General features: G+C 40.0%; 9 protein-coding genes. 1 reads left to right on the top strand and 8 read right to left on the bottom strand.

Features of this window, described 5'->3' with window-relative positions:
• The 4 genes from QT16_RS09860 to QT16_RS09845 are packed head-to-tail and all read right to left on the bottom strand — an operon-like array spanning position 1 to position 4,634.
• Entirely contained in the window at positions 1 to 900 is a 900-nt protein-coding gene (locus QT16_RS09860; protein WP_002957754.1) for a Dyp-type peroxidase, read from the bottom strand.
• A 48-nt stretch (positions 901 to 948) separates the two neighbouring features.
• Entirely contained in the window at positions 949 to 1,998 is a 1,050-nt protein-coding gene (locus tag QT16_RS09855; protein WP_039488279.1) for an ABC transporter ATP-binding protein, read from the bottom strand.
• The gene (locus QT16_RS09850) at positions 1,999 to 3,630 is read right to left on the bottom strand and encodes an ABC transporter permease (protein ID WP_039488278.1); all 1,632 of its coding nucleotides are present in this window, start codon (positions 3,628 to 3,630) and stop codon (positions 1,999 to 2,001) included.
• Complete coding sequence (locus QT16_RS09845) at positions 3,630 to 4,634, bottom strand: Fe(3+) ABC transporter substrate-binding protein (protein ID WP_039488277.1); 1,005 nt, start codon at positions 4,632 to 4,634, stop codon at positions 3,630 to 3,632. The genes QT16_RS09850 and QT16_RS09845 overlap by 1 nt, the downstream gene beginning before the upstream one ends.
• Positions 4,635 to 5,569: 935 nt before the next feature.
• Here QT16_RS09845 and QT16_RS09840 point away from each other — a divergent pair.
• Positions 5,570 to 6,085 carry a hypothetical protein gene (locus QT16_RS09840; protein ID WP_039488276.1) on the top strand — a complete coding sequence of 172 codons (516 nt, stop codon included), beginning with the start codon at positions 5,570 to 5,572 and terminating at the stop codon, positions 6,083 to 6,085.
• Between the two features lie 10 nt (positions 6,086 to 6,095).
• Here the strand turns inward: QT16_RS09840 and QT16_RS09835 are convergent, their stop codons facing one another.
• From QT16_RS09835 to aceE, 4 genes are all read right to left on the bottom strand, one after another.
• Positions 6,096 to 6,776, bottom strand: coding sequence for a tRNA-uridine aminocarboxypropyltransferase (locus tag QT16_RS09835; RefSeq protein WP_039488275.1), 681 nt, complete (start codon positions 6,774 to 6,776; stop codon positions 6,096 to 6,098).
• Positions 6,777 to 6,912: 136 nt separating this feature from the next.
• Entirely contained in the window at positions 6,913 to 8,337 is a 1,425-nt protein-coding gene (gene lpdA / locus QT16_RS09830; RefSeq protein WP_002957761.1) for a dihydrolipoyl dehydrogenase, read from the bottom strand.
• Positions 8,338 to 8,542: 205 nt separating this feature from the next.
• Positions 8,543 to 10,459 (bottom strand): pyruvate dehydrogenase complex dihydrolipoyllysine-residue acetyltransferase, encoded by a 1,917-nt coding sequence (gene aceF / locus QT16_RS09825; protein ID WP_039488274.1) that lies wholly within the window; start codon positions 10,457 to 10,459, stop codon positions 8,543 to 8,545.
• A gap of 10 nt (positions 10,460 to 10,469) precedes the next feature.
• Positions 10,470 to 13,136, bottom strand: a complete 2,667-nt coding sequence (gene aceE / locus QT16_RS09820; protein ID WP_002957763.1) for a pyruvate dehydrogenase (acetyl-transferring), homodimeric type — start codon at positions 13,134 to 13,136, stop codon at positions 10,470 to 10,472.
• Positions 13,137 to 13,181: the final 45 nt, after the last annotated feature.

The raw sequence follows: 13,181 nt of genomic DNA, 5'->3' as shown, positions 1-13,181 counted from the left end.
TTAAATTTGTTTTAAAAACCCTATTGAAGGTGCAAAGAAAGCAGAGCCCATATCGGCTTGAGTAAAATCAAGCCAGTGGTCGTAGCAATCCCCTTCCCCTAAACGACTATTAAGTACTTTTTCAAATGCGGTGCCCGTACAAGCGCATGTAATTGATAACATTCCCTGCTCATACACGTCGCCATAAGGCATGCTTTGATTTAATAGTAGCGGTTGTCCGTGTTCGTCTTTTAGCTCACTTCGCGAAGCATGGCTGGTTTCGACCGCTGGGGTAATTAGCGTGTTATCAAGACGCGTACGTCCCATTATTTGCTCTTGCTCACTCAATGATAAATGCTGCCACATAGTTAAATCATGTTTATAACGCTGAACATGAATATAACTCCCCTGATCTTCAAAGCTACCAGGGTTGCTGATTAAAGCCGTAGCGCGCTTTTTTCTTCCATGTGCGGTGTCGCCACCATAAATAAAACCGTTAAAATCACGTCCATCTAAAAAGCGAAAATTCCGAATTTGCTCCACCAGCTCTACATCGGGGGCAAATAATTTTAAAATTTGCAGCGCAAATAAATGGTTAACATCTTCACGGTCAGAGCGAATTTGTACAAATAAATCGCACGGTTGTACGCTCATTTGGTGATCGCTATGGGTTATATTGGGAAAGCTCTGTAATTCGCTTGGAATATATTCAGGGAGGATATGCGGCCAGTATTGCGCACCAATAGCAACCATACAAGAGAGCATTGATTCTGAAAATTGATCGCTAAACTCTTCTTCTATAGCGCTTACTTGTTTTAACTTTGCGCGAAGTGATTCGTCTTGACCATCAAACACATTAAAAAATAAGTGCAAACCGTGTAAGTTTGCTTCAGCACAAATCCCTGATTGCGCTTGCGCCATTGTTATTCCTTAGTTTTACAGATAAAAACACAGCGAATAACAAATTAATTACGATTCGAAAAAATTCACCGTGTGAGGTTTTATTTTTATTATAACCTGATCATTATTTTCAAATGACTGGCCATATTGTGCAGCAACTTCAATTTCTTGTTCATCAATAACAAGCGAATAAACATACGCCGAACCAATAAAGCGACGACTTATGATTGTAGCTCGCTTGCTGAATTTGTCACTTTGGTTATCTGCCACTAATTCTATTTGATGAGGGCGCACATATATAAGCCCTGCACTTACATTATGCTTACTCTCAACATAAGATTCGACTAAACCAAATGGTGTTTTATATTCAGTTGCGGTTAACACTTCTGCGCTTAAGTATATGCCCTGACCCAGAAACTCTGCAACCTCCTTTGAACATGGAGCTGCAAAAAGCTGCTCAGGCGTGCCTTGTTGTGCAATTTTACCGCGATGCATAATGGCAAGTGTATCTGAAAACGCAAACGCCTCTTCTTTTGAGTGTGTAACAAACACAGCAGATACTTGAGTTGCCTTAATAATTCGACGTATATCGGCAATTAATTCAAATCGTACTTGTGTGTCGATGTTTGAAAAAGGCTCATCAAGGAGTAATAAACTAGGTTTATAAGCTAATGCACGAGCGATAGCGACGCGTTGCTGTTGGCCACCCGATAACTGATGTGGAAACCTGTCAGCACAGCCAATTAAATGCACAAGCTTAAGCATTTCATCAACGCGTTGCTGCTTTTGAGCTTTGCTCATATTACCAAGCCCAAATGCAATATTATTTGCCACCGTCAAATGCGGAAACAACGCATAGTCTTGAAACATCATGCCGATGTTACGATGCTCAGGTGAGACAAACGATTGCTCATCACTCACTAATTTACCGTCTATAAAAATAGACCCTTGCTTGGCTTCAATTAAACCTGCAATCGCTTTTAATGTGGTTGTTTTGCCGCATCCACTCGCCCCGAGTAGGCAAACAATTTCGTCTTTACCTACTGTTAAATCTAAATCGTGAATAACCTTTGTGCCGTTATAGTGATAGCTCACGCCTTGTAAAATTAAACTACTCATTTAACTACGCTGCTCCATAGAACGATTAATAAAATACAAAGGAATAAACCCAACAATAACAATAAATAATGCAGATATTGAAGCGAGCTCTAATTGCTCGTCACTCACATACTGAAATACATGAGTAGCTAAGCTTTCAAAATTAAACGGTCTGAGCAATAGCGCAGCTGGCAACTCTTTCATACATTCAATAAATACCAATAGGGCTGCAGTGAGTAACCCTCTTCGCAGTAAAGGTAGATGCACTAAACGCAGCGTTTGCCCTTGGCTTTTACCCATTGATTGGCTTGCCATATCAAGTGATGGACTAATACGTAAAAAACTCGACTCAATTGCTCCGTGTGCAATGGCGTAAAACCTAACAATATAAGCAATAATAATAGTAAGAATGCTACCTGTAAGCAGTAAGCCAATATCTAAATTATACGGCTCGAGCGCTGTGTTAATGGTGTTCTCTAACAATGTAAGAGGTAACAAAACCGCAATAGCGAGTACAGTTCCTGGCAGCGCATAGCCTGTGCTTGCTAAACGCCCAGGAATAAGCGGATACGCTTGCTTTGCAACACGCTGATAAAAAACCACAAAAACACTCAATGTAATGGTTATAACACTTACAACTCCTGCCACTTTTAAACTTTGCCAAGCGTAACTAAAAAACTCAACACTCCATGCTTTATCAAAGTAGGTAATGGCGTAATTTATAAGTACTGCAATAGGAATTACAAAAGCGATAAGTAAAATAAAGCTACAAAATGCCGTTGCGAGCCAAGCAGACTTTCCTTTTAATACATAGAGCGATTCGCTATTTACACTTGATTGTCGCTCAAATACCGCTTGGTTTCGGCGACTAAAACGCTCTGCCATTAATGCTAAAAATAACAGCAGTAACATCACACCCGATATTTTAGCGGCCGCTGTAAGTGAGTAATAACCAAACCACGTATCGTATACAGCGGTTGTTAATGTACTTACGGCAAAATAACTCACTGTTGCAAAGTCGGCCATGGTTTCCATACTAATAAGTGCAAGAGCCGCCACAATTGCCCCACGAGAGAGCACTAAGCTGACTTTAAAAAAGCTTTGCCAAGGAGATAACCCCATTAACTGACTAGCTTGTACTAATTTGAATGACTGCTCGCGAAGGGCTGTTTTAAAAATTAGAAATAAATACGGGTAAAGCACCAAGGCAATCATAACGATGGCTCCGGGTAATGTTCGTATATCAAAAAACCAATAGTCGCTAGGTGATTGCCAGCCAAACCATTCTCTCAGCGCTATTTGCACCGGGCCCGCATAATCTAATAAATCAGTGTATACATAGGCAATAATATAGGTAGGCATAGCAAGGGGCAGCATAAGTGCCCATTCAAACTGTTTTTTACCCGGGAAACTACAGTAAGCCGTTAGCCACCCAAGTGGCAAAGCTATGGCGCAGCTAAGGACGCAAACACCTAAAACTAACAATACGGTATTGGTTATGTAATCCCAAAGCACGGTATCCCACAGGTGAGAAAACACCTCAGAGCTACCTTGTAGAGATTCAAAAAGAAGAAAAAACAACGGGGCCGATAGTATTAAGCCAGTCGACCACGCAAAGAGCTGCCATTTAGACAGCTTAAATTTATTAGTCATTAAAGATCGAACTTCACCTCATCAATTAGCTTAAGTGCTAACGGACGATATTTACTAATCTCATCAAGTGGCAAGCTGTCTTCTTTAAAGCTACCCCAAGAGGCAACCAAACTTGATAATTCAACACCCGACTTAACTGGATACTCCATATTTAATGAGGCATACATGTTTTGTGCTTTGCTGTCGGTCATATATTCTATGAGCTTTAATGCATTTTCAGGGTTTTTAGCGTATTTGGTAATAACCGCACCCGATACATTTATGTGTGAGCCACGATTAGTTTGATTTGGAAAGTTAATATTTACGGCCTCTGCCCAACCTTTTTGTTCTTTATCTTCTAGCATTTTGCCAAGGTAGTAACTATTACCTAATGCCAAGTTACATAAACCTTCTTTAACAGCTTTAACTTGAGCACGATCGTTACCTTGAGGCTTGCGTGCTAAATTAGCCTTAACACCTTCAAGCCACTCTTTAGTTTGCGCTTCACCATGGTGTGCAATCATAGAAGCCACTAAACCTAAATTATATGGATGTTTGCCAGAGCGCGTACAAATTTGCCCTTTGTATTTAGAGTCTGCTAAATCTTCATAAGTGAGCTTAGGTAACTCACCAACTCGCTCTTTTGATGAATATACATTACGCACTCGCTTAGTAAGCGCAACCCATTGGCCATCACCGTCACGAAAGGCGGCTGGAACATTATTATTTACACTGTCACTTTTTATAGTTTGTGTTAATTTTAAATCTTCTAATTGAATAAGCGCGCTAAAGTTAGAGGTTAATACTAAATCAGCTTTACTGTGCTTGCCTTCGCGTTTAACACGCTCAATTAGCCCTTTTTTAGCAAAAACAACATTGGTTTTTATGCCTGTTTGCTTTGTAAAATCTTCTAAAATTGGCTGAATTAAAAACGGTTGACGAAAAGAGTAGATGTTAACAACATCGTTTGCAAAGACTGGTGCCGATGCAACTACCCCTAAAACAAGTGCAAATACTTTCTTCATTATTCCACCTAAATAACTGTTATTATCAACGAATTCTACCGTGCTCATTCTAAAAGTGCACACTTTAAATAAATGTAAATATGTAAATAACGCCCAAAAAGGAAATACGGTGTAAGAGATGTCTTACGGATGTGACAGCTAATGAGTAAAAAACAAGATAAAAAACAACCTAAAAACAGTTAAACCCATGAATTATATTAAATTTATTTTTATTACTATTGCAAAAACACTAATTGAATGTAGTTTTATCTCTATTTTAGTTGCTCTATTGCACTATAATTTACGCATCAACCAAGCAATGACGCTTATTGAGTAAAAGGAAACGGACTGCTTACTCAACCAACCAATGATTAGGTTATCAGGACAACACGGACTTTAGGACAGGCTCAGGATGAGTATCACAACGCAATGTTGTAAAAAGGACAGCGTCAGGAAGATGCGAAAAGGATAACAACAAGGCTAAGTTGTTCAACAGGATGTTGAAGGAATAAATGGACAGGCCTTTAAGGCAACACAAGGGATTGGTTAAAACAAGGATACACTAGGAAGTGTAATTAAGGATTTGGTAATAGTATTTACCCTACAGGATGTTTAGGAATTAAAGGATACAGGCCCGGATGGTCTACATTACATAGAACTAAAAAGTAATATAGTAATAAACATGGATTAGTGAAAATTGGAGTTGATTAAGTTCAATTGCAGGATGCAGAAAATTAGAAGATTCCGCAAGCGCGCCTAGAGATAGAGCGCGCTTTTCTTTGCCTAAAATTTGGGTGAGTAAAGCACTGAGCAACTATCACTAATCTTTACTAGTAATATCGCGTCACAGCAAATCAATGCTAAGACCTTAAAATACTTTATTAATATTTTAAATTTCGCTAAGTTTTTTATTAATTGCGCCGATAACTAAATAACGCAAGGATCATAAATACTCAATGGATATGAATTTTAAAACATCTCAAAGTAATACCTTTTTATGTAAAGTATCAGACGCAAGTACAGCAAAACCAATTGGTGTATTTAGTGCCCAAACCCCCGACGAAAATCCCTATAAAGCTTTATTTAACCCCAAAGGTTATAACTTTTTAAATATGCCAATGAGTGAGTTTAAAAATATACTTAACGAAATTATTCAGTTAGAACGCGACATTCGTATTAGCAAGTGGGGTGAAGGTGCTCGACCTGATGAGTTTAGCTATCAACTTAATAGAATAGCAAACGCAATTGCAACGACTCAATTTAATGGCAAAATAGACATTAGCTGCTACTTTTTGAAACGAGTTGAAGAAGCAAAAGAAATGATTGGTGAAGACTGTATCTCGTTTATTCAAGTGCATAATAGTATAAGTCAATTGTATAATACTGTTTTACAATTAACATCTGAAGAAGGCTTCAGAGCTATTCAAAATAAAGCACTTGCTCACTTAAAAAATCAGCAAGCATTTGCTTAACTTCGTAAAATTAATCTTCTAGCGGTCGTCCCTTGTTGCGCTTACCCAATAAATACGCATCACGAAACTTAATAAAATGCTGCTCTAATTTTGTCGATGCATCCATTTCGCCCGCAAGTGCTAATACCATAATAGCCACTTCAGCAGTGCCTAGTTGATGTGCATGAGGGGCTACACGTAATCGGTAATCAGATAGTTTATCAGCAGTAACAGAAAGTACAGGCAAGTTATCTAAATAAGGGCTTTTGCGAATCATTTTCTTAGCTTCGCGCCACGTACCATCTAAGAATATAAATAGCGGCTTTTTACCTGATTCAATACTCACTTCTGTAATGGCTCTGCCCTCTTCTACATCTTCAGCGGGAAAGACGACCATAGGCTGATACTGCGAATCATTTATTAAAGCTAAAAGAGCGGGGTTAGGATCTGTTCTATCCCATCTAAATGCGTGGTTTTCTGGCACTATTTCAGCAATTAAACGCCCTGTATTAGAAGGTTTAAAGCTTTCATTATGATACATCAGTAAGCATACAGCGGCCTTACAATCTGCATGCTCAACACCTTTACAAATACAGTAGTGCTTAGCAATCAGGCATTGTTCACAGCGATCTAATTTACCGCCTCGAGCATTAAACTCTCGACGAGATTCACTTATTTGTTGAGCGCGTAATGCTAAAACTGAGTTTTTCACTGTATTTACCTTCAATTAATTAAGCGCGCATTGTAACGACTTCTTGTTATTTAATCTTATATTTATCTAAGTTAAAAATAGACATAAAAAAACCCAACCGAAGTTGGGTTTTTCAAGCAAATACTAAAAAGTTAAATTACTTCTTTTTAGCTGCTTTTTTGTTTGGTAAATCAGTGATTGAACCTTCAAAAATTTCAGCTGCAAGGCCGATTGATTCGTTCAATGTTGGGTGAGCATGAATTGTAAGCGCTAAGTCTTCACCATCAGCACCCATTTCAATACCTAAACCGATTTCGCCAAGCATTTCGCCCGCGTTAATACCGATCATAGCACCACCGATTATACGGCCACTTTCTTTATCAAAGATAAGTTTAGTAGAACCTTCAGTACGAGCAGATGCAATTGCACGACCAGATGCTGCCCACGGGAATACCGCAGTTTCAACTTTTAAGCCTTGCTCTTTTGCTTCTTTCTCAGTAACACCTACCCAAGCGATTTCTGGGTCTGTGTACGCAATTGAAGGAATACATTTAGGGTCGAAGAAATGCTTCTGACCAGAAATAACTTCTGCAGCAACATGACCTTCATGAACCGCTTTATGCGCAAGCATAGGCTGTCCAACTAAGTCACCAATTGCAAAAATATGGCTTACGTTAGTACGTAATTGCTTATCAACATTAATAAAGCCACGCTCATCAACGTTTACGCCTGCTTTTTCAGCATCAAGTAAGTTACCGTTTGGAGTACGGCCAACTGCAACAAGTACTTTGTCGTAACGTACTGGTTCTGCTGGTGCGTTTTTACCTTCAAACGTTACGTATAAGCCGTCTTCTTTAGCTTCAACACCAACAACTTTAGTTGAAAGCATTACGTTGAATTTTTTGCTTACGTATTTTTGGTAAATTTTGATAATGTCTTTATCAGCGGCTGGTACTAATTGATCAGCAAATTCTACAACATCAATTGCAGAACCTAGCGCACGGTAAACCGTACCCATTTCAAGACCGATAATACCACCACCCAATACAAGTAGTTTTTCTGGTACGTCTTTAAGTTCTAATGCACCAGTTGAATCAATTACACGGTCATCTTCTGGGATGAAAGGTAAGTTAACTGGTTTAGAACCTGCTGCAATAATCGCGTTATCAAACGTGATAGTTGTAGCGCCGTCTGCGCCTTCAACTACTAAAGTATTGCTGCCAGTGAATTTGCCGTATCCAGATACAACTTTCACTTTACGCATTTTGGCCATACCTTCTAGTCCACCAGTTAACTGGCCAACTACAGAATCTTTCCAAGTACGAACTTGGTCAAGATCGATTTTTGGTGCGCCAAAAGTAACACCGTGAGATGACATTTCTGCTGCGTCATCAATCACTTTAGCTACGTGTAAAAGTGCTTTAGAAGGAATACAACCAACATTAAGACATACGCCACCTAATGTTTCGCGAGATTCTACTAATGTAACTTCTAAGCCCAAGTCAGCAGCACGGAAAGCCGCAGAATAACCACCAGGACCACCGCCTAGTACAACAACTTGAGTTTTTAATTCGTTGCTCATGCTTTTACCTTAATTGTTTGAACGGGACACTGCCCTAAAATTTAACTGCCATGTTTCTGCAAGGCAGAAAGAGTGAGCAGCGCACAAAGTGATGCAATTCGTACAAAGATTGTATCATTGCAAATGGTAAAAATCCCAGCTAAAAACAACTGGCTGGGATTTGATTCTATTTATTTTATTGCGTATACCAATTTTACTAAACTGGTTACATCACCAACTGGCGAATATCGCTCATGTAACTTGCAAGAGTCACAGTAAAGCGTGCAGCTAATGCTCCGTCAATAACCCTATGGTCGTATGACATAGACAGCGGAACCATTAGTTTTGGTTCAAACTCTTTGCCATTCCATTTAGGTTTCATTTCAGATTTAGATACACCTAAAATAGCAACTTCTGGCGCATTAACAATCGGCGTAAATGCCGTACCGCCGATACCGCCAAGGCTAGAGATAGTAAAACAGCCGCCTTGCATATCAGACGATGTAAGCTTACCGTCACGGGCTTTAACAGATACTTCCATTAGTTCACGTGATAATTCAATAATGCCTTTTTTATCAACATCTTTAAACACTGGCACTACTAAACCATTTGGCGTATCAACAGCAACACCAATGTTAATGTACTTCTTAAGAATTAAACTTTCGCCGTCGCTAGACAGTGAAGAGTTAAATGTTGGGAAGTCTGCAAGTGCTTTAGCCGCTGCTTTCATCACAAACACAAGTGGTGTGATTTTAACGCCAAGCTTTTTCTTCTCGCTAAGTGCATTTTGCTCTTTACGAAATACTTCAAGGCTTGTGATATCAGCTTCATCAAACTGTGTAACATGTGGGATTTGTACCCAGTTACGGTGTAAGTTTTTACCTGATAGTTTTTGAATGCGAGACAGTTTTTTCTCTTCAATTTCGCCAAATTTAGCAAAATCTACTTTAGGCCATGGAATAAGACCAAGCTCACTACCACCTGCGCTACTACCTGCAGATAATTGACCAGATTCAACTTGCTTAACTAAGTTTTTAACGTAGTTTTGCACGTCTTCTTTAACTATACGGGCTTTGCGACCAGTGCCTTTAACGTTAGCTAGGTTAATACCAAACTCACGCGCTAAACGGCGAACAACGGGTGATGCATGAGCATACGCGCTGTTTTCTGTGAAGCTTTCATTACTTGCTTTTGCAGGTGCTGCTTGAGCCGGTGCTGACTCAGTTTTAGCCGCTGCTGCAGGTGCTGATTTTTCAGCTGGTGCAGATGCCGCTGGCGCACTGCCTGCAACTTCAAATACAAAAATTAATGAACCAGTCGATACTTTATCGCCAGCGGCTACTTTAATTTCTTTAACTGTACCTGCAAATGGAGCTGGCACTTCCATTGCAGCTTTGTCGCCTTCAACGTTTAAGATTGATTGATCTTCTGAAACTTCATCGCCAACGGCAACCATAATTTCAGTTACTTCAACTTCATCGCCACCAATATCAGGCACATTAACTTCTTTAGTGCTTGGTGCCGAACTTGCTGTTGAGCTCTCAGCTGGCGCTTCTACAGAAGCCGACTCTTTAGCCGGTGCTGCAGATTCACTTCCTGCCACTTCAAAAACAAACACTAACGAGCCAGTTTTAACTGTGTCGCCAGCGGCTACTTTAATTTCTTTAACTGTGCCGGCAAATGGAGCTGGAACTTCCATTGCTGCCTTGTCGCCTTCCACGTTTAAGATAGATTGCTCTTCTTCAACAGTGTCACCAACAGCAACCATGATTTCAGTTACTTCAACTTCATCATCGCCAATATCTGGTACGGTTACTTCTTTAATTGAAGAACCTGTAGAAGCAGCTGGTGCTGCCTCTTCAGATTTAGCTGGAGCAGCGGCTGATGTATTTTTCTCATCAGTGCCTTCACTCTCGCCTTCAAACAAAAATACTAAAGAGCCTGTTGTAACGGTGTCGCCAACGTTAACTTTAATCTCTTTTACAGTCCCCGCTTGAGAAGCAGGTATTTCCATTGATGCTTTGTCGCCTTCAACATTTAGTAATGATTGGTCAACATCTACTTTATCGCCAACGCTTACTAATATTTCGGTTACTTCTACTTCGTCGTCACCAATATCAGGTACTTTAATTTCAATACTCATTGCAAACCTCTTATGCGTACAGTGGGTTAAGTTTGTTAGTGTCGATGTTGAACTTTTTAAGTGCTTCAACAACTACTGACTTCTCAACTTCACCGCGTTTAGCAAGTTCAGATAACGTAGCAACAACAACGTAGCTTGCGTTAACTTCAAAGTGACGACGTAGGTTTTCACGGCTATCAGAACGACCGTAACCATCTGTACCTAACACTTTGTAGTTGCTGCTTGGAATGAATGAACGCGCTTGTTCTGCGTAGTTTTTCATGTAATCCGTTGCTGCAACAGTCACAGAGTCGTTTAATACGCTTGTGATAAATGCTGTTTTTTGCTCGCTTTCAGGATTAAGCATGTTGAAACGCTCAACATCTTGACCATCACGCGTTAGCTCATTGAAAGATGTTACTGAGTAAACATCTGATGCAATACCATATTCTTCGCTTAAGATTGAAGCAGCTTTGCGCACTTCAGTCATAATAGTACCTGAGCTTAATAGCTGTACGTTGGCTTTTTTACCTTCGTAACTTTCAAGCTTGTAAATACCTTTACGAATACCTTCTTCAGCGCCTTCTGGCATAGCTGGTTGATGGTAGTTTTCGTTCATAAGCGTTAGGTAGTAGTAAATATTTTCTTGGTCGTCACCGTACATACGACGAATACCGTCTTGTACAATAACAGCAACTTCAAACGCGTAAGTTGGGTCATAAGAAACACAGTTAGGAACCGTGTTTGCAAGAATGTGGCTGTGACCATCTTCGTGTTGTAAGCCTTCACCATTTAGCGTTGTACGACCCGCTGTAGCACCTAATAAGAAACCACGTGCTTGTTGATCGCCCGCCATCCATGCCATGTCGCCAACACGTTGGAAACCAAACATAGAGTAGTAAATGTAGAATGGGATCATTGGTAAATCGTTAGTGCTGTATGATGTTGCAGCAGCAACCCATGACGACATAGCACCTAACTCATTGATACCTTCTTGCAATACTTGACCTGAAGTTGCTTCTTTATAGTAAGAAACAATATCACGATCCTGTGGCGTGTAGTTTTGGCCATGCGGGTTGTAAATACCGATTTGACGGAATAAACCTTCCATACCAAATGTACGCGCTTCATCTGCAATAATTGGTACGATATTTTTACCAATGCCTTTATCTTTTAATAAGATATTAAGTGCACGAACAAAGCCCATAGTAGTAGATATATCACGCTTTTGCTCTTCAAGTAGTGGCTTAAATGCATCTACTTCTGGCAACGTAAGTTTTTCACTAAAACGTGGAATACGCTTAGGTGTGTAACCTTTAAGCTCATCACGACGCGCATGTAGGTACTTGTACTCAGGTGAACCTTCTTCAAGCTCTAGGTATGGTAATTCTTTTAATTGCTCTTCAGATACTAAGTCGTCAAGACCAAGGCGTGAACGTAAATGTGCAACATGCGACATGTCCATTTTTTTCACTTGGTGCGCAATGTTTTTACCTTCAGCTGCTTCACCCATGCCGTAACCTTTTACAGTTTTAGCAAGAATTACAGTTGGACGACCTTTTGTCTCTTCTGCTTTTTTAAATGCAGCAAATAGTTTTGATGGCTCATGACCACCACGCTTAAGCGCAAAAATTTCGTCATCTGTCATATCTGCAACAAGGGCAGCTGTTTCAGGGTAGCGACCAAAGAAGTGCTCACGCACGTACGCACCATCTTTAGCTTTATAAGTTTGGTAATCGCCATCAATTGTTTCGTTCATCAATTGTAGTAATTTACCTGTTGTGTCTTTAGCAAGCAGAATATCCCAACCGCTGCCCCACACTAGTTTAATTACGTTCCAGCCAGCGCCTTTAAACAAGCCTTCTAACTCTTGAATAATTTTACCGTTACCCATAACTGGGCCGTCTAAACGCTGTAAGTTACAGTTAATTAAATAACAAAGGTTATCTAGTTTTTCACGTGCAGCAAAAGAAATAGCACCACGTGATTCTGGCTCATCCATTTCACCGTCACCTAAAAACGCATATACACGTTGGTTTTTAGTGTCTTTTAAGCCACGACCATCTAAGTATTTTAAGAAGCGTGCTTGATAAATTGATGAAATAGGACCTAAGCCCATTGATACCGTAGGGAACTGCCAAAACTCAGGCATCAACTTAGGGTGTGGGTACGATGGTAAGCCTTCGCCATCAACTTCTTGGCGGAAGTTATCTAGTTGCGCAGCCGATAAACGACCTTCAACAAATGCTCGTGCGTAAATACCTGGAGAAATATGACCTTGGTAATAAACTAAGTCACCACCGTCTACATCATTTGGTGCTTTAAAGAAGTGGTTAAAACACACTTCATAAAATGCAGCAGATGATTGGTAAGACGCCATATGGCCGCCTAAGTCGAGATCTTTTTTAGATGCACGTAGAACGATCATAATCGCGTTCCAACGTATAATTGAACGAATACGACGTTCAAGATTTACATCACCTGGGTAAGCAGGCTCTTGATCTACAGGAATAGTATTAACGTAGTTCGTGGTAATACCCGTTGGCATATCAACGCCGTCTAAACGGGCTTGCTCTAATACTTGCTCAAGTAAAAACTGAGCTCGTTCAACACCTTCTTCGCGCACAACTGATTCAAGAGCTTGTAACCACTCTTGTGTTTCTAGCGCGTCTACGTCAATTTTATTGACTTCAGACATATGGAGGTTTCCTTATGTTTAAAATACGAATATTGTTAATTTAAT

The organism is Pseudoalteromonas distincta, from assembly GCF_000814675.1.
Classification (GTDB): Bacteria; Pseudomonadota; Gammaproteobacteria; order Enterobacterales; family Alteromonadaceae; genus Pseudoalteromonas; species Pseudoalteromonas distincta.
This window is presented reverse-complemented; position numbering and strand designations above follow the sequence as displayed.